A 24,745-nucleotide genomic window follows, 5' to 3' on the forward strand; every position below is an offset into this window, starting at 1 on the left:
ATACTAGGCGCTCTCCAATACGGTGCCTGACCGGCCGTGCATAACGCGCGCGCCGGCCCAGGGCCGGCTCACGCGCTACCAAGTAACAGGAATGACTTCCACTGATCCGACGAGTTCCGCGGCCGCGCCCGATACCGCCGCAACCGATGGCGCAAACCGTGCCGCAGCCGCGGATGGTCCTGCCGGCGAACATGCGCCCGGCAACACTTCCAGCGCTGCCAGGCAGGCTGTGGCCGACATGGCCACGGGCCCGTTCGCAGTGGTGGCCGCCGCGGAACTCGTGCCGGTCGAATGCGCCGGCATGGCATTGTACTCGCCCGCCTATTCCCATTACACCCGCCGCATGGCGCAGGCGCGTCCCGATCTGGCCGAAATCGTCGCGCGCGCACGCGAGCAGCCGCTCACGCGCGCCTGGATGGAAGCGCGGCTCAAGGTCCTGCACGAGCCGTCGTCCGATGTAGAGGATGCCATCAAGCGCGCGCTGCGCCGCTTGCGCGCGGAAGTGATGTGCGTGGTGATCGAGCGCGATCTGCGCGGCCTGTCGACGCTGGGCGAAGTCACCGGCGCGATGACGGACCTGGCCGAGCTGGGCATCCAGTACGGCCTGGCCATGCTGGAGGCGGACCTCGCCCCGACCTATGGCCGCCCGGTCGGGGAGAGCAGCGGGGAAGTGCAGGAGCTGGTGGTGGTCGGCATGGGCAAGCTGGGTGGCCGCGAGCTCAACGTGTCGTCCGATATCGACCTGATCTTCCTGTACGACGAAGACGGCGACACCCGTGGCGGGCAACGCAGCTTGTCCAATCACGAATATTTCATCCGCCTGGGACGGCGCCTGATCAACCTGCTGGCCGACGTGACCGGAGATGGCTACGTGTTCCGCGTCGACATGCGCCTGCGTCCCAATGGCGACGCCGGACCGCTGGCCTGCAGCCTCGGCATGCTGGAGCAGTACCTGATGGTGCAGGGGCGCGAGTGGGAGCGCTACGCCTGGATCAAGGGCAGGGTGGTGTCGGCGCTGGATACCCCGCATGCGCAGCGTACCGCCGCGCAACTGGCCAGCCTGACCACGCCCTTCGTCTTCCGCCGCTACCTCGACTACGGCGTGATTGCGGCGATCCGCTCGCTGCATGCGCAGATCCGCGCCGAGGCGGCCAAGCGCAGCGGCGGGCTGGCGGCGCCGGGCAGCGGCCAGCGCGTCAACCCGCGTGCCTTCAATATCAAGCTCGGGCGCGGCGGCATCCGCGAGATCGAGTTCATGGCCCAGGTCTTCCAGCTGATCCGTGGCGGCCAGGACCCGGCGCTGCGCATCCGGCCCACCCTGGAAGTGCTGACGGTGGCGGTGGAGCATGGGCTGCTGCCCGCGGGCCAGGCCGAGCAACTGGCCAACGCCTACCGCTTCCTGCGCCAGCTCGAGCATCGGCTGCAGTATCGCGACGATGCCCAGACGCACCACCTGCCCACCTCGGAAGAGGAGCAACTGGCGGTGGCGAAGATGATGGGCTGCGCCGACTGGCCGGCCTTGCTCGAGCGCCTGGCATCGCTGCAGGATCCGGTGGCGCAACAGTTCGAGGCTACGTTCTCGGACCCCGATGAAGCGCATGCGCAGTGCGAGGCGTTGTGGCCCGCGTTGATCCAGGAAGAGCAGGATGAACCGCCGTGCGAGCGCCTGGCCGCAGCCGGCTTCAGCGATTGCACCGGGCTGCTCGACCGCTTGCGCGCCATCGGCGCCTCGCTGCGCTACCGCGCGTTGTCCGAGCCCAGCCGAGTGCGCTTCGACTTGCTGGTCAACCGCGCGCTTGACCTGGCATCGCGCCAGGACGATGCCGACCGCACCATCGCCCGCTTTGTCGATTTCCTGGATGCCATCAGCCGCCGTGCGTCCTACCTGTCCCTGCTTTCCGAGTACCCGCAGGCGATGGCGCGCGTGGCCGACACGCTGCACGCATCGAGCTGGGCCGCCGCCTATCTGACCCGCCACCCGCAACTGCTCGACGAACTGCTCGACAGCGATGCCCTGGCGCGCGCGCCCGACTGGAACGACTTTCGCAGCCGCCTGGCCGCGCGCCTCGACGCGGCCGACGGACAGATCGAAGCGCAGATGGACATCCTGCGCCGCGAACATCATGCCGAGACCTTCCGCATCCTGCTGCAGGACCTGCAGGGCATGGTGACCGTGGAGCAGATCGCCGACCGGCTGTCGGACCTGGCCGATGCCATGCTCGACGTGACCCTGCAGGCAGTCTGGCGCCAGCTGGCCACCCGGCACGCCGAGCAGCCGCGCTTTGCCGTGATTGCCTACGGCAAGCTGGGTGGCAAGGAGCTGGGCTATGCCTCTGACCTCGACATCATCTTCCTCTACGAGGACGAGCACGAGCGCGCGCCCGACGTCTACGCCGCCTACGCGCGCCGCCTGATCACCTGGCTGACCAGCCATACCGCTGCCGGCACGCTGTTCGACGTCGATACGCGCTTGCGGCCCAACGGCGAGGCCGGGCTGCTGGTGACCAGCTTCGAGGGCTTTCGCCGCTACCAGCAGCGCGAGGGCGACAACACTGCGTGGGTGTGGGAGCACCAGGCGCTCACGCGCGCGCGTTTTTGCGCGGGCGACCCCGAGATCGGCTCGCACTTCGAAAGCCTGCGCGACGAGATCCTGCGCCAGCCGCGCGACGCCGCCACGCTGCGCGGCGAGATCGTCGCCATGCGCCACAAGGTGGCCGAGGGGCATCCCAACCCAAGCGGTTTGTTCGACCTCAAGCATGATCGCGGCGGCATGGTCGACATCGAGTTCGCGGTGCAATACCTCGTGCTGTTGCACAGCCACGATCATCCTGCGCTCACGCGCAATGCCGGCAATATCGCGCTGCTGCGCACCGCTGGCGAGATCGGCCTGATCGATGCCACGCTGGCGCGCGAGGTGGGCGACGCGTATCGCGCATTCCGCGCCCGCCAGCACCAGTTGCGCCTGGACGGGCAGGTTCATGCGCGCGTCGCGCCGGCCGTGGTGGCGCAAGAGGCGGAACACGTGCGCACCCTCTGGCAAGCGGTGTTCGGCGAGCCGGTTGCCACCGGCGCCAGATGAACCCGCAGGCGGCCGGCGCGGCGCGCTGGCCGGGATGGCTGGGCGTGCTGGCCGTACTGGCGCTAACGGCCGCCCTGGGTGCCGCATTTACCTTCGTCCCCTGGCTGCACGCGCACGGGCTCTATCTGCGCGATGCGGTCATGGGTCACGGTGCGGCGGGCCAATGGTGGCGCCTGCTGACGGCCATGTGGGTCCACCTTGGCTGGCAGCACTGGCTGGCGGACCTGCTGGCCGCCGCGGGCCTGTTCCTGCTGATTGGCCGCGAGGCGCGCGCCGGCGCGATGCTGGCGGTCCTGCTCGCCTGCGGCGTAGCGGTGCAACTGGCGCTATGCCGGGTGCCGTCGGTGGGTTGGTACGGCGGGTTGTCCGGCGCATTGCACGGGTTGGCCTTGTGGGGCGGGCTGCGCCTGCTCCATGGCAGCGGCGTGTCGCGCGTGCTCGGCGTGGCGCTCTGCCTTGGGGTGCTGGTCAAGACCTGGCTTGAGCAGTCGTGGCTCGCGCCGGTGGTATTCGATGCGCAGTGGGGGTTCGGGGTCGTGCGTATCTCGCACGCGGCCGGCGCGCTGGCCGGCCTGGGCCTATGGCTGGTCCAGGAGTGGTGGCAGCGCCGCCACGGCCAGCCACGCGCATAGGCGCGCTGCGAGGGGACGCAGCCGGCGCAGGCCGGCCGGTGCCCCGCGTTCACCATGACTTCAATGCGATTTCAACGCGATTTCACCGGGCGCCGGCGGCGTCCGACCCAGTTCAGCAGCAGGCCAAGCGCGCACAGCCCGAGCGCGAGCGGCCACGACAGCGCGCCGCCACCGCCCGAGGAGGTGGCTGGCGCAGCGGGCGCCGGCTGGACCACCTGCGTGCCGGCGGCCACGGCTGCATTGGCATCGAGCAGGCCCGCGCCGCATTTGCCGGCATTGGCGGTAGCCGTGCAATAGGTGCCGGCCGGATGGGGCCGTGCCGAACTCTTCAAGGTGGCAAGTACCTGGGCGGGCGTGAGCGCCGGATTGGCGGCGAGCATCAGCGACACCACGCCCGATACCAGTGGCGCGGCAAAGCTGGTGCCTTGCGAGTTGTTGACGATGTAGTTGCCAAGCGAGGTGGTGCCGTCATTGGACAGGGCCCGGATGAACGACTCCGCCACCGAGCATTTGCCGCCCGACACCTTGGAGTTGCCGCAGCCACCGCCCGGCGCGCTCAGCGCAACCTGCGGCCCCACATTGGCATAGCTGGCGTTCTCGCCGTCATTGGCGTGCGCCGTCACGGCCACCACGCCGCTGCAGTCGGCAGGCGCCTCGACCGCGCCGGCGCTGTTGCCCGTGGCGGCGACCACCACCACGCCATTCGCGGCGAGGTCAGTCACGGCTTGCTGCTCGATGCTGGAACAGGTCCCGCCGCCCAGGCTTACGTTGATCACGCGCGCCGGGGTGGGGTTGGCCGGCACATTGGGCACGGACAGGCCGCCGGCCCAGCGCATGCCGTCCACGGTGTCCGAGAGCAGCGCGCCGCAGCGGCCGGAGACGCGCACCGGCTGGATGCGGGCGTTCCAGTCCACGCCGGCGATGTTCACCCCGTTATTGGTGAGTGCGCCAAGCGTGCCCGCCACGCGGGTACCGTGCCAGCTATTGTTGGTGGCGGTCGTGGTAGGCGTGGAGGTGCCTGGGCAGGTGAACCCCACCGGCACGCCGTCGCCGGCGTCGGTGGCGTCGGCGTCCCGGCCCCCACCGTCGTTGGCGATGGACGGATCGGTGATGAAGTCATAGCCGGGCACGAGGCGGCCGGCAAGATCCGGGTGCGGCAGGGAGCCCGTGTCGAGCACGGCGATCACCAGGCTGCTGCTGCCGCGCGTGCGGTCCCAGGCGGGCGGCAGGTTCACGCCGCCCACCACCTGGGCGGGGGTGCCGAGGTAGGGCTGGTTGAGCGCGAACTCAGGGTCGTTGGGCACGGTGTCGTGCAGCCGCAGCCAGCGGTCCGGCACCACATCCGCGATGCGCGGATCCTGGCGCAGCCGGGCGGCGGTGCCTTCCGGGTCGGCGGCATCGCTGCCGGAAACGCTCAGCAGCTGCAGGCTGCCGCCCATCTGGCGCTTGACCGAGAGCGCCACGCCAGTGCTCTGGCGCACGCTCAGCATGCGCTCGGACAGGCCGCTGGCGGCAGCGCTGTCGCTCGCGCCGGCGCTGCTGGCGCTCATGCTGGTGGTTGTGCTTGTGCTGCCGTCGCGCCAGCGCACGATAAAGTTGCCGGTGTAGTGCGGCGCGGGGCGCGCGGCGGGGTCGGGGCCGCGCTGGCTGCGGCGGGGGCGCCCAGCCAGAGGGCGGCGCCCAGCGCCAGCAGCAGGGCTGCATGGCGCGGTGTGCGCCGCGTTTTGCCGGATCGGAATTGACGCTGTGCCTGCATGTCTACGTTCTCCCGTTGAGCCCGCTTCGGACTGACCGCGGTTACAGCATTCAACCTGCAATCTTCTACCTGCAATCTTCAACCTTCAACGTCCAGGCCATGCATTCCGACGACAGCAATCGGGCAGCCGCCGGATTCAGCTCGCCGGCATGTCGCGGCCGGTGGGCTGGGTGCGATTCGGCTTGAGCACGCGGTCAGGCTCGGCCAGCTCGATGCGAGGGGCGCCGCGCAGCGTGGCGACCGCCTGGTCGATCGTGGCATCGGCCGACGCGGAGATCGCGGTGACCAGCCAGACGCCGCCCGACATGGGCCGCTTGACGACGAAGCGGATCGGGCCGGCAATCGACGCCAGCAAGCGATCGGCTTCTTCGGACACGGTGACGGGCGGCGCGGAGAAACGCACCATGATATCGCCTACGGCGCGATCGGCGCTGATGCTGTTGAGCGGCGGCGCCGACGGGCGCTGTTGCGCCTGGCAAGCGGTCAGGGCTAGCAGGGCCAGCAGGCCGCAGGCGGCGGTGATTCGCAGCGGGCGAGCCAGTGAGCGGGAGTGCGGCTGTTTGCCGAGTGACATGGGGAAACTCCTGAATGGTTGCTGGCCAGGGCGCGGGCAATCAGCCTGCGCTGCGCCGCGAACGGCGCGTTTCCAGGCCGTGCCGGTGGTGCCGCGCAGGCCTTGCGCGAGCATCTCCTCGGCGTGTTGCACTGTGGTGGCCGTCACGGTGGTCCCACCCAGCATGCGTGCGGTTTCGACCACGCGGCCGGCGGCGTCGAGGGCGCGGATGCGCGAGCGGGTGACCGAGCCGTTGCCGTCGGGCTGGCTGGTCTCCTTGCTGACCAGCAGGTGGGCGCCGGCCTGGGCGGCCACCTGGGGCAGGTGGGTCACGCACAGCACCTGGCGAGCGCGGCCGAGTTCCTGCAGGCGGCGGCCCACCACCTCGGCCACCGCGCCGCCGATGCCGGTGTCGACCTCGTCGAAGATCAGGGTCGGGGTGGGCGCGGCCTCGCTGGTAATGACGGAAATCGCCAGGCTGATCCGAGCCAGCTCGCCGCCCGACGCCACTTTGGCCAGGGGGCGCGCGCTGACGCCGGCATGGCCTGCCACCAGGAACTCGACTTGTTCCAGCCCATGGCTTTGCCCTTCGTCGAGCGGGTGCAGCGCCACCGCGAAACTGCCGCCCGCCATGGACAGGCCCTGCATGGCATCCGTCACGGCGGCCGACAGGCTTTCGGCCGCCATCTTGCGGGCGGCGCCGAGGTGCTGGGCGATGGTGAGGTAGGCGGCGCGGGCCGCGGCCTCGCGCGCCATCGCCTTGTTCAGGTCCTGGGCGGACTGGAGATCGTCCAGTTGCTGGCGGCGCGCCATCAGTTCGTCCGGCAACTGCTCCGGCGGCATCCGGTACTTGCGCGCGGTGGTGTGCAGCGCCTGCATGCGCGCCTCCACCACCTGCAAGCGTTCGGGGTCCAGGTCGATCCGGTCGACGTAGCGGTTGAGCGAGTGCGCGGCCTCCTCGACCTGGACCAGCGCCGGGTCCAGCGCCGCCAGGACGTCACCCAGCGCGGGGTCGACGTCAGCCATCTGGCGCAGGCGCTGCACCACGCTGTTGAGCCCCGACAGCACCGAGCCATCGGCCTCGGACAGCGCCTCCAGCGCAGCGCGGCTGCCCTCGATCAGCCCGGCGGCGTGTGACAGCCGGTTGTACTCGGCCTGGATGTCTTCCCATTCGCCGGGTTGGGGTGCCAGCTTCTCGAGCTCGCCGACCTGCCATTCGAGCCGCTCGCGTTCCAGCTGCATCTCGCGCGAGCGGTGCTCGACGGTTTCGCGCTGGCGCACGCACGCGCGCCACGAGCGCCAGGCTTCGGCCACCGCGCCGGCCTGCGCGGTGAGCCCGGCATGCGCATCGAGCAGCAGGCGCTGGGCGTCCGGGCGCAGCAGCAACTGATGGGCATGCTGGCCGTGGATATCGACCAGGCGGTCGCCGATGTCGCGCAGCTGGCCCAGCGTGGCGGCGCCGCCGTTGATAAAGGCCTTGCTGCGCCCGCTGGCGTCGACGGTACGGCGCAGCAGCACCGTGCCTTCGTCGCCGGTGAGGTCATGTTCGGCCAGCCACGCGTCGAGCCCGGCCGGGGTGGAGAAGGTGGCGCTGATGCCGGCCCGGGCGGCGCCTTCGCGGACCACGCCGGCATCGGCACGCTCACCCAGCACCAGGGCCAGCGCATCGATCAGGATCGATTTGCCGGCGCCGGTCTCGCCGGTGAAGACGGTGAAGCCCGGGGAGAAGTCGAGGTCGAGCGTATCGACGATGACGAAATCGCGGATGGACAGGCTGCGCAGCATCGTGGTCGACTGGTCGGGGCTGGGTGATGTCAGGGGGCGGATCTGGGCCGGTTCGGTGCGGACCGGGGCGGATCAGAGCCGGTTGTCTTCGCTCGGGTACTCGTGCCAGTGCAGCTTCTTGCGCAGCGTGGCGTAATAGTTGTAGCCGATCGGGTGCAGCAGGTTGACGGTCTTGGCCGAGCGGCGCACCACGATGCGGTCGCCCGGCAGCAGCGAGGTCAGCGACTGCATGTCGAAGTTCACGCTGGCGTCGCGCGCCGTGGCGACCTCGATCGACACCTCGGCATCGTGCGGCAGGACGATCGGGCGGTTGGACAGCGCATGCGGGGCAATCGGCACCAGCACCAGCCCCGACAAGGTAGGGTGCAGGATCGGGCCGCCTGCCGACAGCGCATAGGCGGTCGAGCCGGTCGGCGTGGAGACGATCAGGCCGTCGGAGCGCTGGTTGTACATGAAGTGGCCGTCCACCGACACCGCCAGCTCGACCATGCCGGAAATGCCGGAACGGTTGACCACGACGTCGTTGAAGGCCAGCGCGGAGAAGATCACGCCGTCGTCGCGCACCACCTGGGACTCCAGCAGCATGCGGGTCTCGGACTCGTAGCGGCCCGCCAGCATGTCCGGGAGCACCGAGTGCACATCCTCCAACGGGATGTCGGTCATGAAGCCGAGGCGCCCGTGGTTCACGCCGATCAGCGGCACCGGGTAGCCGGCCAGCTGGCGCGCCAGGCCCAGCAGGGTGCCGTCGCCGCCGAGCACCACCGCCACATCGGCATGCTTGCCGATTTCGTTGGGCGCCAGCGCCGGATAGTCGGTCAGCCCGGTGGCCAGGGCGGTTTCGCGCTCGAACACCACATCCTGGCCGTTCCTGAGGATACAGGCGGCCAGCTCTTCCAGCGGGCCCTCGATGCCGGCAGTGGCGTACCTGCCGATCAGGGCGACGGTGCGAAATGGGGCGCGCGCGGCGCCGGGCTTGGGGAGCGAAGACATGCCGGGATTAGACCATACCGCCGTGACCATTGTCAGCAGGAGGGCGCTCGCCGCCGGGCCGGATCGCGGATGAGCCGCCCGAATGGTGAAAACTTGCGTAAAATCAGGAACATCATGGATGAACGTGCGAAAACGCTTCTCAAAACCCTCATCGAGCGCTACATCGCCGAGGGGCTGCCCGTGGGCTCTCGAACCTTGTCGAAGTACTCGGGGCTCGACCTGTCTCCGGCGACCATCCGCAATGTGATGTCCGACCTGGAGGAAATGGGGTTCATTACCAGCCCGCATACCTCGGCCGGGCGTATCCCCACGCCGCGTGGCTACCGGCTGTTCGTCGATACCATGCTGACCGCCCAGCCGCTGGACGGCGCGCTCAACCTGGCCGAGCTGACCGGCAAGATCCGGGGCCAGCTGCAGGGCCAGCAGCTCGGGCCGCAGCGGATGATCACCTCGGCGGCGCACACCTTGTCCAACCTGTCGCAATTCGCCGGCGTGGTGATGACGCCACGGCGCGCCCAGGCGTTCCGCCAGGTCGAATTCATGCGGCTGTCGGACAAGCGCATCCTGCTGATCATCGTCACCCCTGAGGGCGACGTGCAGAACCGCATCATCCAGACCGAGCTGCCGTACACCCCGTCCCAGCTGGTCGAAGCCGCCAATTTCATCAACTCGCACTTTGCCGGCATGAGTTTCGACAACGTGCGCAACCACCTGCGCGGCGAGCTGCAGGCGCTGCGCATGGATATGTCGCAGCTGATGCAGGCGGCGGTCGAGGCGGGCAGCAGCGCCATGGCCGAGGGGGACGACGATCACGTCTTCATTTCGGGCGAGCGCAAGCTGCTGGAGGTGGAGGACCTGTCCTCCAGCATGGAAAAGCTGCGCCGCCTGTTCGACGTGTTCGAGCACAAGACCGGCCTGCTCAAGCTGCTCGATGTCTCCAGCCACGCCCAGGGCGTGCAGATCTTCATCGGCGGCGAGAGCAAGCTGGTGCCGCTGGAAGACATGGCGGTCATTACCGCGCCCTACGAAGTCGACGGCCAGATCGTCGGCACGCTCGGGGTGATCGGGCCGACCCGCATGGCCTACGAACGGGTCATTCCGATCGTCGACATCACCGCGCGCCTGTTGTCCAGCGCGCTCAGCCAGAACTAGTGTTGGCCTGGCCCGGTCTCACAGACTGCCTGTTCCCCAGATCCTGTAAGCTCGGCGAGCCCTGGCTGCCGCGCGCCTTGTGCCGGCGCCGCCCCGCCACACCGGAAATTACATGACGTTTACTCCCGAACCGGCCTACCAGCATGGCCAGGCGCCGCGCACGGCCATCCTGCTGATCAACCTTGGCACGCCGGATGCGCCAACGCCGAAGGCGGTCGGCAGCTACCTCAAGCAGTTCCTGTCCGACCCGCGTGTGGTGGAGATCCCGCGCGCGGCCTGGCTGCCGCTGCTGTACGGCATCATCGTGCCGCTGCGCTCGCGCGCCTCGGCGATGAAGTACGAGTCGATCTGGCTGCGCGAGGCCCATATGACGGGTTCCCCGCTGCTGGTGCACACCGAGCGCCAGGCACACGCCCTGCAGCTGCTGCTGAACCAGCAAGGCCATGAAGTGACCGTGGCGTGCGCCATGCGGTACGGCAATCCGTCGATCGGCTCGGTGCTGGAAGCGCTGCGCCGCCAGGGGACCGAGCGCATCCTGCTGCTGCCGCTGTACCCGCAGTACTCCGGCACCACCACGGCGACGGGCTTCGACGAGGTGTTCCGGGTACTCAAGCAGTGGCGAAACCAGCCGGAGCTGCGGCTGGTCAAGCATTTCCACGACCATCCGGCGTACATTGCCGCCTTGCACCAGCAGGTGGGGGCATACTGGGCGCAGCATGGCACGCCGGATTTCGCGCGGGGCGACAAGCTGATCCTGTCGTTCCACGGCGTGCCGCGCCGCACGCTGGAACTCGGCGATCCCTATCATTGCGAGTGCCTCAAGACCGGGCGCCTGCTGGGCGAGGCACTGGGCCTGCAGCCTGGGCAGTACCAGGTCACTTTCCAGTCGCGCTTTGGCAAGGCGGAGTGGCTGCAGCCCTATACCGCGCCCACCTTGCAGGAACTCGGCAAGGTCGGCACCGGGCGGGTCGACGTGTTTTGCCCGGGCTTTCCGGCCGATTGCCTCGAGACACTGGAGGAGATCGCGATGGAAGGGCGCTCCGAGTTCCATGTGGCAGGCGGCAAGGTGTTCCACTATATTCCTTGCCTCAACGATTCGGAAAGCTGGATTGCCGGGCTGGCGGAGATCGGCTTGCAGCACTTGCAGGGCTGGCCGCTGCGGCTGCCGCATTCGCATGAGCTGGAGGCCCGCCGCACGCAAGCGCAGACGCGCGGCGCCGCGGCATGAGCGTGGCGCTGCTCAACGCATGGAGGTGACGACATGAGTGTATCTTTCGAGGCCGATGCCCGCCTGCGCATCGATAAATGGCTGTGGTGCGCGCGCTTCTTCAAGACCCGCTCGCTGGCCGCCGAGGCGGTGGAGCGTGGCAAGGTGCAGGTCAACGGCCAGGCGTGCAAGAGTTCGCGCGAGGTGAAGCCGGGAGACACCGTCGTCCTGGAGGCGCACCAGCAACGCTGGGAAGTCGTGGTGAAAGGGATTGCAGGGCTGCGCGGCCCGGCTGCGGTAGCCCAGACGCTCTATGCGGAAACCGAGGCCAGCGAGGCGCGCCGGCGGCAGGATGCCGAGAATCGGCGCCTTAACGTGGAGCCTGCATCGAAGCTGCAGGGGCGCCCGACCAAGCGTGACCGTCGGCAGATCGACGGGGTCAGAGGGTGAGGCGGACGGCCGCACGTGCAGTCGCCCGCAATCACCCGGCTGGGTCAGCGAACGTAGGGAACGATGTAATGCTTGAATACCGCCTTGCCGCTGCCGTATTCGGTGTCTCGTGGCGTGAAGGCGCCAGAGAGGCAGATGAAGGCTGTCATCACCGATAATGCGGCGAGAAGGAAGACCGTCAGAACAGGCAGCTTATGCATGGCTAACCTTTCGAGAGTGGCCCCACTTGAGTTGCATCTTCGACCCCGTTATTTTTGTCATTTTTATACGGTTTCATCTTAGGGTGTGCGCTGTTGCAAAGCAATATGACCCCTATTTCCGCGCACCCCCATTTGTAACCTTGTGTTTCAGTGCACCGTCGCTGTGCGCTCTTGAAAATTGAGGGCCTGCCACCAACTGCAGGCTACATTTGCCGATTGACCACCCGGCGGCCTGCGCCAGGCAGGCCGCGTCTTTGTTTTGATACGGATCGACATGGAAGAACAGAAGCAGACGCCATCCACCACGCCGCCGCTCACGCCAGCCAGCGAGGAGCTGAACACCGCCCCGGCCGGCCAGGCCGAGAACGCCGCCGCGGCGGACGTGGCGGCCCAGTTGGCCGCGCTTGAAGCCAAGGCCAAGGAGAACTACGACATGTTCCTGCGGGCTACCGCGGAGGGCGAGAACATCCGCCGCCGCGCCCAGGAGGACGTCGCCAAGGCCCATAAATTCGCCATTGAGACCTTTGCCGACTACCTGCTGCCCGTGATGGACAGCCTGCAGGCGGCGCTGGCCGACGGGTCGGGCGATATCGCCAAGCTGCGCGAAGGGGTCGAACTGACCGCCCGCCAGCTCGTCAGCGCTTTCGAGAAGGGCAAGATCGTCGAGCTGAACCCGGTTGGCGAGAAGTTCGATCCGCACCGTCACCAGGCCATTTCGATGGTGCCGGCGCCGCAGGAGCCGAACACCGTGGTCACGGTGCTGCAGCGCGGCTACACGATTGCTGATCGCGTGCTGCGCCCGGCGCTGGTTACGGTGTCCGCACCCAAGTAAGCGCAACCTCTTTGCTGTCCGCCCGGCGGGCTGGCACAAGCAACGCCCGGTGCCGCTGGCCCGGGCGTTTTCCATTGCCGGAGACGTCTATGTCCACAAAGCCAGACAACCCCGCCATGCCTGGCACCGCCGTGGATCCGGCGGCGCACCTCGACCACCGCGTCTTCGACGCGTTCGGCATGCGCGCGGTAGATGGTGCCGACATCGATGGCGCCATCGCCGCTGCTGGCGATGCGCTGGTTTGTGTGTTTTTCTGGGGTGTGGACTGCTTCAATTGCGAGATGGCGAAAAAAGCCATGCTGGCCAATCCGGCGCCGGTGCGGGCGCTGGAGCTGCACTGGCTGCACGCCAACGTCTATGCGCACCCGGAGCTGGGCAAGCGCTTCGGCCTGCACGGCATCCCGGTCTTCATGTTCTTCCACAAGGGCAAGAAGCTGGGGCGGGCCACCGGCTGGCATGGGCAGGGCCAGTTTGCCGCGGCGGTGGCCAACGCGCGGCTGAAGGCTAGCGGCAAGCCGCTGGCCGGTTAGGCGGGTCAGCGCGACAGCGCGTATCCCAGCCGGAATTGCCAAGGCAGCTTGTGGTTGTAGTCCAGCAAGCTCTCGCCATAACCCACGAAATAGCCCGCCATCAGGTAACCCGCCGTGCCGGGGATCAGCCTGGCCAGCGGATACGTCACCGACGCATCGACGCTGCCGTAGTACTTCTGCGTGCCTTTGCGCAGGGTGGTGGCGAACTCCCATGAGTCCGGCTTGCCGTAGGCCAGCTTCAGGTCCATGTAGCCCCGGTAGCTGGCAATGTCCGAGTTGTCGTTCTTCTCGATGTAGTAGTACAGCTTGGGCGAGATGCTCCAGTGCCAGTTGGTCATGTCCCCCAGGTAAAACGTGGGTTTGACGAACACCGTATTGATGCTGCGCGACTGGTCGCCGTCGCGGCCATTCGACTCATGCTCCAGGCCGGCGGCGAGCGAGAGCCGTCTGATCACGCGGTTCTGTACCCCGGTGTCCGACAGGTAATAGAACAGGCTCGGCCGGTAGTTGGTGTCGCGGAACGGCCGCGAGTCGCTCGACAAATCCCACAGCGAAAACTGCGTGTAACCGAAGTACAGGTTTTCAAGCAAGCCGCGCGAAGCCGGGTTCTCGCCCTGGTAGATGCGGAACTTGAAGCTGAACTGGAACTTGGCGTTGGCCCCGCCATGCGCCCCGGCCATGAAGTACATCGGGTCGTTGAAGGTCAGCCGCCCCTGGTCTTGCAGGTCTGGCTGGATGGGGGCCGCCTGGCTGGCGGCTGCTACCGGGATGACAGGCACAACCGGCGCAGCCTGGGGGCTGCCTTCGACACGTGTTGCGAGTGCCGGGGTTGCCGCGACCTGGGCCGATGGCGGGTCGTCGGCGCGCGGGGCGCGGTTGAGCGTGACCAGCACAGGCGCGGCGTCGATGTCCACGGGATCCAGTCGCACCACGCCACGCAGGTTGGGCGGCAATGCCGCGCTGTACTCGACGGTGCGGTGCTCGCCCTTGCGCAATTTGATCGTGGCGGGACCCGCGGTGACGCGTTGCATGCTGAGCCTGACGGGGGCCTGCAGATCGGCCGAAGCCGTGACGTCGATCGCCTGGGGGACGAGGAAGCTACGGTTCGCGCCGTCGGCGCTCAACAACAAGGTCAGGGTCAGGGGCTTGGTGCCGTCGACCACCTTTGGTGGCTGCAGCAGTGCCACGGCAGCGTGGCTAGATAGCGGCCAGGCGGCCAGGAGGGCGAGCGCCAGCAGGAGGGCGGGGGCTTGGCCGCAGCGCGGCAGATCTCGGGCTTGAGCGTGCTGGGCAGCATGGGGTAAGGGCAGCGCAGCCTCGCGAAGAGGTGATGCGCACGCGGCAGGATATTGCGACGCGGTACAGCCTATCACGTGACTATCACGCCATGCGCCAGAATTTTGTGATGATTTGTACCCAGTTCCGATGGGCCCGGGACGTCACCTAGCGGGTAGCGCGGCGCTGGATCGAAGCGATGTATTGCTCGCCATCCGGTGGCATGCCGGTGCGCTGTGCCTGCCAAAGCATTTCACCGAGGCATTCCATGACCTGATGCTGCGCCTCGTGCGGTGAGTCCAGGCGCTGCGCCAGGGATTCGTAGGCGCGGCGGATGCCCGGGGGCTGGTCGATGGATACCTGCTCGGAGATCGACAGGTGCATGGCCAGGTGCAGGAAGGGATTGGTCTGGCCGCCTTCAGGCGTGTAATCCTGAGTCAGCGCGCCTTCCGTGTCGGTCAGCAGGCTGTGATACTCGGGATGCTCGCCGATCCAGTCGACCGCAATGACTTCGAGGGGGTGAGGATGCTGCCTGCGCGTTGCTTCTGCCAGGCTTCGCAGAAAAAACGGCGGACTTCTTCGCGGGAGGGATTGAACATGATGCCCGCTATTGTAAACGAGCTCATCCACTGCTGCAGCGCAGCGCAAGTCCGCCGCCCGCAAGCTGACCGAATCGGCCTGCCAGCCACTAGAATGCGGCGTTGCCCGGCGTCGCCGGTCCATTTCCTGCCCGCGCGCCGCCATGTCCGCTTCCCGCTCCTCCTCCGCTAGTGTCCGGCCGCCCCTGCGTCATGCCCGTGAGCAGCTCGCGGGCGTGTTGCTGATCGCCCTGTCGGCCAGCGCCTTTGGCGCCATGGCGATCTTCGCGCGCTTTGCCTACGACGCGGGTGCCGATGTCTACGGCCTGCTGGCGGTGCGTTTCGTGCTGGCCGCGGGCGCGCTGGCGTTCGCGATGCGCCTGCGTGGCGTTAGCCTGCCGGGCTGGCGCAAGGTGCTGGCGCTGGCCGCCATGGGCGGCATCGGCTATGTCGGCCAATCATTCTGCTTTTTCACCGCGCTCAATCATGCCCAGGCCAGCCTGGTGGCCTTGCTGCTTTACTTGTACCCGCTCTTTGTCACCATCCTCGCCGCCATTTTCCTCAAGGAACGGCTCGGCACGGCATCCGTGATCGCGCTCATGCTGTGCTCGGTCGGGGCGGGGCTCACGGTGGGCGGTGGCCAGGGCTCGGCGCTGGGCATCGGGCTTGGGCTGGCCTCGGCCGCGATCTACTCGGTCTACATCATCGTGGGCGCGCGCGTGACGGCGGGTGTCAATCCTCTGGCCACCACCACCGTGGTGTGCAGTGCGGCGGCGGTGGTCTATGTCGTGGTGGGGATGTTGCGCGCGGGCGCCGGCGTGCCCCCGCAGTTCCCGCAGAGCGTCGCAGGCTGGCTGGCGATGCTGGCGATCGCGTTGCTGTCCACGGTCCTGGCGATCCTGACCTTCTTTGCCGGCTTGCAACGGCTTGGCGCGGCGCGGGCTTCGATGTTGTCCACATTGGAGCCGGTGGTAACGGTGATCTTGGCGGCGCTTTTGCTGGGGGAGCATGTGGGGCTGACGCAGGCGCTTGGCGGTGGCTTGATCCTGGCGGGCGTGCTTTGGCTGACCCGCAAGGGTTCCGGCGCGCAGGATGTGCAACAGAATTGAACCCCTTGCTCAAAATCGCTAGTGGGGCGCGGGCGGCGTCTTAGATACAATCCGGTTCTTACTTCTCGTTCAGGAACCGACCGCATGAAACCGATCGACCAGGTTGCAATCGCCCAGCTGTTCACCGAAGCGCGTACCCACAACGTGTGGCAAGACCGTCAAGTGGACGATGCCGTGCTTCACCAGATCTATGACGCGATGAAGTTTGGCCCGACGGCTGCCAACGGTTCGCCGGCGCGCATCGTCTTCGTCAAGAGCGTGGCGGAAAAGGCTCGCCTGGTCGAGTGCGTGTCGGCAGGTAACGTCGAGAAGACCCGCTCGGCACCGGTCACCGCCATCGTCGCCTTCGACAACGCCTTCCACGATCAGCTGCCCAAGCTGTTCCCGCACGCCGATGCGCGTTCGTGGTACGCCGGCCAGCCGGAAAAGATCGCCCGCGACGCACTGATGAACAGCTCGCTGCAAGGCGGCTATTTCATCCTGGCCGCGCGCGCCCTTGGCCTGGATTGCGGCCCGATGGCCGGTTTCGATGCCGCCAAGGTCAATGCTGCCTTCTTCGCCGACGGCAAGTGGTCGGTCAATTTCCTGGTGAACCTGGGCTATGGCGAGGCTGACAAGCTGTTCCCGCGCAGCCCGCGGCTGTCGTTCGACGAAGCCTGCCGCATCGTTTGAGTGCAAGCGCCGGCAGATAAAAAAGACCCGCCAATGCGTGGGTCTCAGGCTGCTGACAGAGGTGCAAATTTCAACGGCTTAACGTCAAAAGCTTAAAGTCAAAGGCAGTTTCACCGCCCCTGCGGGGCGGCGACCTACTTTCTTGTCTCGCCAAGAAAGTAGGCAAAGAAGGCGACCCGGATGCGGCGAAAGACTCCTCGTCGTCAAGCCAAAAGAGCGGCCGGGACCCAAACTCACATCGCCTTAGGGCGATGCTCAGACATGGGTCCCTCTTTTCCGCTCTTTTGGCTTGCCGACGAGGCGCCGCATAACGGGAGATTCAAACCTTGACGGCTCGCTTCGCATCGCGCGTGGGTGATTTCCGCCTGGGGGCGGAAATCACGGCTACCACAATTGGTTGATCTTGCCGCCGGTTGGCTCCCTCTCCCACTTGTGGGAGAGGGGCCGAGGGAGAGGGCGGGCGCTCGCACAGAGTGAGCGCATGCACTTCATATTGCCTCCCGCCCTCTCCCGCGCGCGGGAGAGGCGAGCGCGACAACGTAAATCGACCTTTGTCGGCAAGCTGAAACCCGCCAAAGCGCGGGTTTTCTTGCCTGCGCTCAGATGCGCGGCGCCTCGGTTTTCTCGCGGTATTCGCACAGCGGCTCGATCGCGCAGTGCCAGCACTCGGGCTTGCGCGCCTTGCAGACATAGCGCCCATGCAGGATCAGCCAGTGGTGCGCATCATGCATGAACTCCTGCGGCACCGTCTTGAGCAGTTTCTGCTCGACCACTTGTACGTTCTTGCCGGGCGCCAGGCCGGTGCGGTTGGCCACCCGGAAGATATGCGTGTCGACGGCGATGGTGGCCTCGCCGAACGCGGTATTGAGCACCACGTTGGCGGTCTTGCGGCCCACGCCCGGCAGGGCCTCCAGCGCGGCCCGGTCGCGCGGCACCTGGCCGCCGTGCTGCTCGACCAGGATGCGGCAGGTCGCGATGACATGCTTGGCCTTGGTCTTGTACAAGCCGATGGTCTTGATGTATTCGATCAGCCCGTCCTCGCCCAGCGCCAGCATCTGCTCCGGGCTGTGCGCCACGGGGTAGAGCTTGCGCGTGGCCTTGTTCACGCCCACGTCGGTGGCCTGCGCGGACAGCAGCACGGCAATCAGCAGCTCGAACGGCGAGCTGTATTCCAGCTCGGTGACAGGGGTCGGGTTGACTTCGCGCAGTGTCTCGAACAGGGCGCGGCACTTGGCTGCGTTCATTCGTCCTTGGGGGCTGGGTTGGGGCCGGGCGCGGCATCCGGATCGGGCTGGCCCGGCGGGGCTGTCAGGCCGGCCCTGGCGCGGCGGGCCTCGGCGGCGTCGATCTGTGCCTGCACGGCAGGCAAGACGTTCTCGGTATTGCGCGGCAGCACCGCTTGTTGCTTCAGGCGCGCCCGCTCGATGGCGGCCTGGATGATGGCCTGCTTGCGTGCCTGCGCCGCCCGTTCCTCTTCGCTTTGCGTGGTTTCGGCTTGTAGCGCCTGCAGTTTGGCGGCCGCCTTGGCCGCCAGGCGCGCATCGTTTTCCACGCGCTCGCACACGAGCCGCGAGCGGCGGGCGAGGTAGCGCGCGTGGGCTTCGTCCGCTTGCGCCTGCGACCAGGCGGCCCAGCCGGTACGCTGCGCGGTGACGGGAATCATGGCGATGCAGTCGACGGGGCAGGGCGCCACGCAGAGGTCGCAGCCGGTGCACCAGTCCGCCAGCACGGTATGCATCTGCTTGGGCGCGCCAACGATGGCGTCGACCGGGCAAGCCTGGATGCATAGCGTGCAGCCGATGCACAGCGCTTCATCGATCACCGCCACCGCGCGCGCCTGTTCCACGCCCCGCTCCGGGTCCAGCGGCTGCGGCGGCGTGCCAAGCAGCGCCGACAGGCGGCGGATGCCCTCCTCCCCGCCCGGCGGGCAGCGATTGCAGGCTGCTTCGCCCGCTGCCATGGCTTCGGCATAGGGACGGCAGCCGTCGAAGCCGCACTTGGTGCATTGGGTCTGCGGCAGCAGGGCTTCGAGGCGATCGGCGAGGGTCTGGGAAATAGCGGTCACGACAGCTTTTGGGGTTTGCGGGTACGGCGCGGATGCCGTTCTCTTTTTCCTGGCCGGAACGGGCACGCGGCAGGGATTATCCCCGATTTCGCCGCAGTGCAGAAACGCGCGATGATGCGCCCTTTGCCGGGGCCGCTGCGCGCTAGTTGCCCTGTGCCATAATCCGCGCAACGATTCACCAGCCGTCGCATGCGAAACGAAACCAGAACCAAGCGGGACCCCGAGGGAACACGCCGCCGCATCCTTGATGCGGCCACCGAGGAATTTGCCAAGGGTGGCCTGGCCGGCGCGCGCGTCGACCAGATCGCGCGCCGCGCCGAGACCAACGAGCGCATGCTGTACTACTACTATGGCAGCAAGGAAGGCTTGTTCCTGGCCGTCCTTGAAAAACAATATGCGGAGTTTCGCGCTGCTGAGGAGCAGTTGCACATCGTCGACGAGGATCCCGTGGAGGCGGTACGCACGCTGGCTCGCTTCGTCTGGGACTGGTACTACCGCAATCCCGAGTTCATCCGCCTGGTCAACAGCGAGAACCTGCACGAGGCGCGCCACCTGAAGAAGTCCACCCAGCTGCACCAGCTGATCAACCCGGTGGTCAACGTGCTTGCGGATATCGTCAAGCGGGGCCAGCGGCAGGGCGTGTTCCGCGACAACGTCGACGTCTCGCAGTTATACCTGACGATCTCCGCGCTCGGCTACTACGTGCTGTCCAACCGTTACACCATCAGCGCGGTGATCGGGCGCGACGTGGCGGCGCAGGACGAGCATGAGCGCTTTGCCGAACTGCACACCGATATGCTGCTGGCTTACCTGGAGCGCCGCTGAGGCATGTAGCGGTGACAGCCCAATGAAAAACGCCCGCGGCAGGCCAGCGGGCGTTTTTCATGGCTGGCAATGCGGCTCAACGATACTTGAGCACGAAATCGCGCAGCTCCGGGTAAATCTCCTGGCGCCAGCGGCGACCGGAGAAGATCCCGTAGTGGCCGCACTTGGCCGCGGTGATGTGCTGCTTGCGCGCCTTGGGAATGCCCGCGCAGAGCTCATGCGCGGCGGCGGTCTGGCCGGCGCCCGAGATATCGTCCAGTTCGCCCTCGATCGTCAGCAGCGCGGTGCCCTTGATGTCCTGCGGGCGCACCGACTGGCCATCGATCTCCCAAGTGCCGTTGGCAAGCCGGAATTCCTGGAACACTTCACGGATGGTGTCGAGGTAGTACTCGGCGTCCATGTCGAGCACGGCGTTGTACTCGTCGTAGAAGCGCACATGGGCTTCGGCGTCGTCGGCATCGCCCTCGACCAGGTTCAGGTAATAGTCGTAGTGCGAGGACAGGTGGCGGTCAGGGTTCATCGCCACGAAACCGGCGTGCTGGAGGAAGCCCGGATACACCTTGCGGCCATGGCCCGGGTAATTCGCCGGCACCGTATAGATCACATTGTTCTCGAACCACTCGAACGACTTGTTGGTCGCCAGCGAATTCACCGCCGTGGGGCTGCGCCGCGCGTCGATGGGGCCGCCCATCATGGTCATGGTCTTGGGCGTCTTCTCGCCGGCGGATGCCAGCAGGGAGATGGCCGCGAGCACCGGGACCGTAGGCTGGCACACGGAGATCACATGCAGGTTTTCCGCGCCGATATGGCGGATGAAATCCTGGATGTAATGAATGTAGTCCGCCAGGCGGAAGCGGCCGTTCTCGACCGGCACCATGCGGGCATCGATCCAGTCGGTCACATAGACCTTGTGATCCTGCAGCAGGGTCTTCACGGTGTCGCGCAGCAGCGTCGAGTGGTGGCCGGACAATGGGGCGCACACCAGCACCACCGGCTCATCCTTGAGCAGCTTGATGGTTTCCGGGTCGTCCGCGTAGCGCTCGAAACGCACCAGTTTGCAGAAGGGCTTTTCGACGATGGTCTGTTCCACGATCGGGATGTCCCGGCCGTTGGAGCGTACCGATTTGATATCGAATTCGGGCTTTTCGTATTCCTTGCCGAGCCGGTACAGCAACTCGTAGCCGGCAGCCAGTCGCGTGGCGCCGGGAACCAGGGACATCGGGCTCAGGGGATTGGTAAAGGTCTTGGCCGTGGCCTGCGCCCATGCGGTAAGCGGGTGCAGCATCGAGCGCTGGAATTCATGCAGCTGGTAAAGCATGACGTGGTCCCTATCAGGCTGGGGCGAAGCTGGAATTCAACGCCTGGACAATACAAATGCAACAAACACAGTTGCTAATGTGTTACCGATTATGCTCGTAATCGAACGATCGTGCGATGCAGCATATACCCTAAGGTACGCCCGCATCGGAAAAAGACAATAGGACAAACACTGTACTTCCCGATGACAAATGCAAAAGATCGTTAAAAATTGTCACGAGATACGAAAAAGGCGACCGAAGTCGCCTTCTTATGCACTTTACGCGTTCAGCGTTACAGCACGGCGGCGATGGCGTTGACCACCGCGTCGATGTTGCGGCTGTTCAGCGCGGCCACGCAGATGCGGCCGGTGCCCACGGCGTAGATGCCGTGCTCGTTGCGCAGCACGTCGACCTGGGCCGCGTTCAGGCCCGAGTACGAGAACATGCCGCGCTGGGCCTTGACGAAGGAGAAGTCGCCCGGCACGCCCTTGGCGGCCAGCTTGTCCACCAGCGCATGGCGCATCAGCTTGATGCGGTCGCGCATCTCGCCCAGTTCCTGCTCCCACATGGCGCGCAGTTCCGGGCTGTTCAGCACGGTGGCGACCACGGTGCCGCCGTGGGTCGGCGGGTTGGAGTAGTTGGTGCGGATGACGCGCTTGACCTGCGACATCACGCGCTGGGCTTCTTCCTTGCCCGTGGTGACGATCGACAGCGCGCCCACGCGCTCGCCGTACAGCGAGAAGCTCTTCGAGAACGAGCTCGAGACGAAGAACGGCAGGCCGGATTCGGCGAACAGGCGCACTGCCGCGCCGTCCGGCTCGATGCCTTGCGCGAAGCCCTGGTAGGCCATGTCGAGGAACGGGATCAGGTTGCGTTCCTTGATCAGGCCAACCACTTGCTGCCATTGCTCGGCCGAGAGGTCGACACCGGTCGGGTTGTGGCAGCAGGCATGCAGCACCACGATGGTGTTGGCGTCGTACGACTTGAGCGACTCCACCATGCCGGCGAAATTCAGGCCGTGGCTGGCAGCATCGTAGTAGGCATAGTTGATCACGGGGAAACCGGCTGCCTCGAACAGGGCGCGGTGGTTTTCCCAGCTCGGGTCGCTGATGGCGACCTTGGCATCCGGGTACAGGCGCTTGAGGAAGTCGGCGCCGATCTTCAGCGCGCCGGTGCCGCCAAGTGCCTGGGCGGTCACAACCCGGCCTTCGGTGATCAGCGGCGATTCCTTGCCGAACAGCAGGGTCTGCACGGCCTGGTCGTAGGCGGCGATGCCTTCGATCGGCAGGTAGCCACGCGGGGTGGCGGTGGTCAGGCGAGCCTTTTCGGCTTCCTGCACGGCGCGCAGCAGAGGGATTTTCCCTTCGTCGGTGAAGTACACGCCAACACCCAGATTGACCTTGGTGGCACGGGTATCGGCATTGAAGGCTTCATTCAGGCCCAGGATCGGGTCGCGTGGGGCCATCTCGACGGCAGAAAACAAACTCATTTGGGATCTCGTGGTCAGCTATGTAACAAAACGGGAAGGCGTAGAATGCTCCGGACTGCGCTCGGGAGTGCCGGCGGCCCCCATCTTGATACTTGGCCGCCAACCCCAAGATTCTAGCGTATCCGCCCGTTTTCCTGAGGTTTTCCCTTGCCTGCCTATGTCGAATCTCGTTGAAGTCGCGCCCGCGCTGGATGAAGAGAAGTTCGCGACCTTTCCCGGTTCGCCGTTCCAGCTTTACCAGCCCTATCTGCCGGCGGGCGACCAGCCCGAGGCGATCCGCCAGCTGGTCGAAGGGGTCGAGGACGGCCTTTCGTACCAGACCTTGCTGGGGGTGACCGGTTCGGGCAAGACCTTCACCATGGCCAACGTGATTGCCCGCATGGGCCGTCCGGCCATCGTGTTCGCGCCCAACAAGACGCTGGCCGCGCAGTTGTATTCGGAGTTTCGCGAGTTCTTCCCGCGCAATGCCGTGGAGTATTTCGTCAGCTACTACGATTACTACCAGCCCGAAGCCTACGTGCCGCAGCGCGACCTGTTCATCGAGAAGGATTCCTCGATCAACGAGCATATCGAGCAGATGCGGCTGTCGGCCACCAAGAGCCTGCTGGAGCGCCGCGACACCATCATCGTGGCCAGCGTCTCCGCCATCTACGGTATCGGCAACCCGTCCGAGTACCACAAGATGATCCTGACGCTGCGCACGGGCGACAAGATCAGCCAGCGCGACGTGATCGCGCGCCTGATCGCCATGCAGTACACCCGCAACGAGACCGATTTCCAGCGCGGCACGTTCCGCGTGCGCGGCGATACGCTGGATATCTTCCCGGCCGAGCATGCCGAGCTGGCCGTGCGCGTCGACATGTTCGACGACGAGATCGATTCGCTGCAGTTCTTCGACCCGCTGACCGGGCGCGTGCGGCAGAAGATCCCGCGCTTCACGGTCTATCCGTCGAGCCACTACGTGACCCCGCGCGAGACCGTGCTGCGCGCGATCGAGGACATCAAGGTAGAGCTGCGCGAGCGCCTGGACTTCTTCTATAAGGAGAACAAGCTGGTGGAAGCGCAGCGGCTGGAGCAGCGCTCCCGCTTCGACCTGGAAATGCTCTCCGAGCTCGGCTTCTGCAAGGGCATCGAGAATTACTCGCGCCACCTGTCGGGCGCCAAGCCCGGCGATCCGCCGCCCACGCTGGTCGACTACCTGCCGCAGGACGCGTTGATGTTCCTGGACGAGTCGCACGTGCTGATGGGCCAGTTCAACGGCATGTACAACGGCGACAAGGCGCGCAAGACGACCTTGGTCGACTACGGCTTCCGGCTGCCGTCCGCGCTGGACAACCGCCCCCTCAAGTTCTCGGAGTTCGAAGGCAAGATGCGGCAGGTGATGTTTGTCTCCGCCACGCCGTCCAATTACGAGAACGAGCATGCGGGCCAAGTGGTGGAGCAGGTGGTGCGGCCCACGGGCCTGGTCGATCCGATCATCCACGTGCGTCCCGCGACCACGCAGGTCGACGACCTGCTGTCCGAGATCCACCAGAAGGTGTCCGTCGGCGAGCGCGTGCTGGTGACCACGCTGACCAAGCGCATGTCCGAGCAACTGACGGAGTTCCTGACTGAGAACGGCGTCAAGGTGCGCTACCTGCACTCGGATATCGATACGGTGGAGCGCGTGGAGATCATCCGCGACCTCCGCCTGGGCACCTTCGATGTGCTGGTCGGCATCAACTTGCTGCGCGAGGGCCTGGATATTCCGGAAGTCTCGCTGGTGGCGATTCTCGATGCGGACAAGGAAGGCTTCCTGCGCGCCGAGCGTTCGCTGATCCAGACCATCGGCCGCGCGGCCCGAAACGTCAACGGCACCGCCATCCTGTACGCCGACCGGATGACCGATTCGATGAAGCGGGCGATCGGCGAGACGGAGCGCCGCCGCGCCAAGCAGATCGCGTTCAACGAAGCCAATGGCATCGTGCCGCGCGGCGTGGTCAAGCGCATCAAGGACATCATCGACGGGGTCTACGACCCGGGCGAGGTCAAGGCGGAACTGCTGGCCGCGGAAGAGCGCGCCAAGTACGAGGACATGAGCGAGAAGCAGGTCGCCAAGGAGATCAAGCGGCTTGAAAAGCAGATGTTCGAGCACGCCAAGAATCTCGAGTTCGAAAAGGCGGGGCAGGTGCGCGACCAGCTGGCCAAGCTCAAGCGCCAGATCTTTGGCGCCAGCGGCGATGGGGAGCACCTGCCGCCGCCGGCCGCGGCTGCGTCCTGAGGACGATG

General features: G+C 66.4%; 19 protein-coding genes and 2 pseudogenes. 11 read left to right on the top strand and 10 right to left on the bottom strand.

What is annotated here, in order from left to right; all coding sequences use genetic code 11:
• Window positions 1-238 precede the first annotated feature (238 nt).
• Together glnE and rrtA are read left to right on the top strand one after the other, a co-directional pair.
• Window positions 239-3,079, top strand: a complete 2,841-nt coding sequence (glnE, locus tag OMK73_RS35345; RefSeq protein ID WP_420715691.1) for a bifunctional [glutamate--ammonia ligase]-adenylyl-L-tyrosine phosphorylase/[glutamate--ammonia-ligase] adenylyltransferase — start codon at window positions 239-241, stop codon at window positions 3,077-3,079.
• Window positions 3,076-3,711, top strand: a complete 636-nt coding sequence (gene rrtA / locus OMK73_RS35350; RefSeq protein ID WP_267606073.1) for a rhombosortase — start codon at window positions 3,076-3,078, stop codon at window positions 3,709-3,711. The genes glnE and rrtA overlap by 4 nt, the downstream gene beginning before the upstream one ends.
• Window positions 3,712-3,782: 71 nt before the next feature.
• Here the strand turns inward: rrtA and OMK73_RS35355 are convergent, their stop codons facing one another.
• The 3 genes and pseudogenes from OMK73_RS35355 to OMK73_RS35365 all read right to left on the bottom strand — a co-directional run bounded on the left by OMK73_RS35355 (window position 3,783) and on the right by OMK73_RS35365 (window position 8,795).
• On the bottom strand, window positions 3,783-5,261 hold the full coding sequence (locus OMK73_RS35355; RefSeq protein ID WP_420715631.1) for a S8 family peptidase: 1,479 nt from the start codon (window positions 5,259-5,261) through the stop codon (window positions 3,783-3,785).
• 825 nt (window positions 5,262-6,086) lie between these two features.
• Window positions 6,087-7,805, bottom strand: a pseudogene (recN, locus tag OMK73_RS35360) (DNA repair protein RecN); the annotation flags it as partial.
• Window positions 7,806-7,877: 72 nt separating this feature from the next.
• A complete protein-coding gene (locus OMK73_RS35365; RefSeq protein WP_267606075.1) occupies window positions 7,878-8,795 on the bottom strand; it encodes an NAD kinase in 918 nt (305 codons plus the stop codon).
• Window positions 8,796-8,909: 114 nt separating this feature from the next.
• Between OMK73_RS35365 and hrcA the strand changes: the two genes are divergently transcribed.
• The 3 genes from hrcA to OMK73_RS35380 all read left to right on the top strand — a co-directional run bounded on the left by hrcA (window position 8,910) and on the right by OMK73_RS35380 (window position 11,604).
• Window positions 8,910-9,947 (top strand): heat-inducible transcriptional repressor HrcA, encoded by a 1,038-nt coding sequence (gene hrcA / locus OMK73_RS35370; RefSeq protein WP_267606076.1) that lies wholly within the window; start codon window positions 8,910-8,912, stop codon window positions 9,945-9,947.
• Between the two features lie 112 nt (window positions 9,948-10,059).
• Entirely contained in the window at window positions 10,060-11,175 is a 1,116-nt protein-coding gene (hemH, locus tag OMK73_RS35375; RefSeq protein ID WP_267606078.1) for a ferrochelatase, read from the top strand.
• Window positions 11,176-11,208: 33 nt separating this feature from the next.
• Window positions 11,209-11,604, top strand: a complete 396-nt coding sequence (locus tag OMK73_RS35380; protein ID WP_267606079.1) for an RNA-binding S4 domain-containing protein — start codon at window positions 11,209-11,211, stop codon at window positions 11,602-11,604.
• 44 nt (window positions 11,605-11,648) lie between these two features.
• On the opposite strand, the gene OMK73_RS35385 is transcribed toward OMK73_RS35380, so the two are convergent.
• The gene (locus tag OMK73_RS35385; protein ID WP_267606080.1) at window positions 11,649-11,804 is read right to left on the bottom strand and encodes a hypothetical protein; all 156 of its coding nucleotides are present in this window, start codon (window positions 11,802-11,804) and stop codon (window positions 11,649-11,651) included.
• 274 nt (window positions 11,805-12,078) lie between these two features.
• Between OMK73_RS35385 and grpE the strand changes: the two genes are divergently transcribed.
• Together grpE and OMK73_RS35395 are read left to right on the top strand one after the other, a co-directional pair.
• A complete protein-coding gene (grpE, locus tag OMK73_RS35390) occupies window positions 12,079-12,636 on the top strand; it encodes a nucleotide exchange factor GrpE (RefSeq protein WP_267606081.1) in 558 nt (185 codons plus the stop codon).
• 89 nt (window positions 12,637-12,725) lie between these two features.
• Window positions 12,726-13,166: a thioredoxin family protein gene (locus OMK73_RS35395; RefSeq protein WP_267606083.1), complete on the top strand. Its 441-nt coding sequence runs from the start codon at window positions 12,726-12,728 to the stop codon at window positions 13,164-13,166.
• 5 nt (window positions 13,167-13,171) lie between these two features.
• Here the strand turns inward: OMK73_RS35395 and OMK73_RS35400 are convergent, their stop codons facing one another.
• Both OMK73_RS35400 and OMK73_RS35405 read right to left on the bottom strand, forming a co-directional pair.
• Window positions 13,172-14,434 (bottom strand): phospholipase A, encoded by a 1,263-nt coding sequence (locus tag OMK73_RS35400; protein ID WP_420715692.1) that lies wholly within the window; start codon window positions 14,432-14,434, stop codon window positions 13,172-13,174.
• A gap of 175 nt (window positions 14,435-14,609) precedes the next feature.
• Window positions 14,610-15,040: pseudogene (locus OMK73_RS35405) on the bottom strand (DUF1841 family protein).
• Window positions 15,041-15,183: 143 nt separating this feature from the next.
• Between OMK73_RS35405 and OMK73_RS35410 the strand changes: the two are divergent.
• Together OMK73_RS35410 and OMK73_RS35415 are read left to right on the top strand one after the other, a co-directional pair.
• On the top strand, window positions 15,184-16,128 hold the full coding sequence (locus OMK73_RS35410; protein ID WP_267606084.1) for a DMT family transporter: 945 nt from the start codon (window positions 15,184-15,186) through the stop codon (window positions 16,126-16,128).
• Window positions 16,129-16,212: 84 nt separating this feature from the next.
• A complete protein-coding gene (locus OMK73_RS35415) occupies window positions 16,213-16,800 on the top strand; it encodes a malonic semialdehyde reductase (RefSeq protein WP_267606085.1) in 588 nt (195 codons plus the stop codon).
• A 599-nt stretch (window positions 16,801-17,399) separates the two neighbouring features.
• Here the strand turns inward: OMK73_RS35415 and nth are convergent.
• Together nth and rsxB are read right to left on the bottom strand one after the other, a co-directional pair.
• Entirely contained in the window at window positions 17,400-18,044 is a 645-nt protein-coding gene (nth, locus tag OMK73_RS35420; protein WP_267606086.1) for an endonuclease III, read from the bottom strand.
• Window positions 18,041-18,865: an electron transport complex subunit RsxB gene (rsxB, locus tag OMK73_RS35425; protein ID WP_267606088.1), complete on the bottom strand. Its 825-nt coding sequence runs from the start codon at window positions 18,863-18,865 to the stop codon at window positions 18,041-18,043. The genes nth and rsxB overlap by 4 nt, the downstream gene beginning before the upstream one ends.
• Before the next feature lie 189 nt (window positions 18,866-19,054).
• Here rsxB and OMK73_RS35430 point away from each other — a divergent pair, with 189 nt between their 5' ends.
• Window positions 19,055-19,690, top strand: a complete 636-nt coding sequence (locus OMK73_RS35430; protein WP_267606089.1) for a TetR/AcrR family transcriptional regulator — start codon at window positions 19,055-19,057, stop codon at window positions 19,688-19,690.
• 76 nt (window positions 19,691-19,766) lie between these two features.
• On the opposite strand, the gene OMK73_RS35435 is transcribed toward OMK73_RS35430, so the two are convergent.
• Complete coding sequence (locus OMK73_RS35435; RefSeq protein ID WP_267606091.1) at window positions 19,767-21,008, bottom strand: polyhydroxyalkanoate depolymerase; 1,242 nt, start codon at window positions 21,006-21,008, stop codon at window positions 19,767-19,769.
• Window positions 21,009-21,280: 272 nt separating this feature from the next.
• Window positions 21,281-22,477, bottom strand: a complete 1,197-nt coding sequence (locus tag OMK73_RS35440) for an amino acid aminotransferase (RefSeq protein ID WP_267606092.1) — start codon at window positions 22,475-22,477, stop codon at window positions 21,281-21,283.
• Window positions 22,478-22,634: 157 nt separating this feature from the next.
• On the opposite strand from OMK73_RS35440, the gene uvrB reads away from it, so the two are divergent.
• The gene (gene uvrB / locus OMK73_RS35445; protein ID WP_267606093.1) at window positions 22,635-24,737 is read left to right on the top strand and encodes an excinuclease ABC subunit UvrB; all 2,103 of its coding nucleotides are present in this window, start codon (window positions 22,635-22,637) and stop codon (window positions 24,735-24,737) included.
• Window positions 24,738-24,745: the final 8 nt, after the last annotated feature.

The organism is Cupriavidus sp. D39 (assembly GCF_026627925.1).
GTDB classification, from domain to species: Bacteria; Pseudomonadota; Gammaproteobacteria; order Burkholderiales; family Burkholderiaceae; genus Cupriavidus; species Cupriavidus ulmosensis.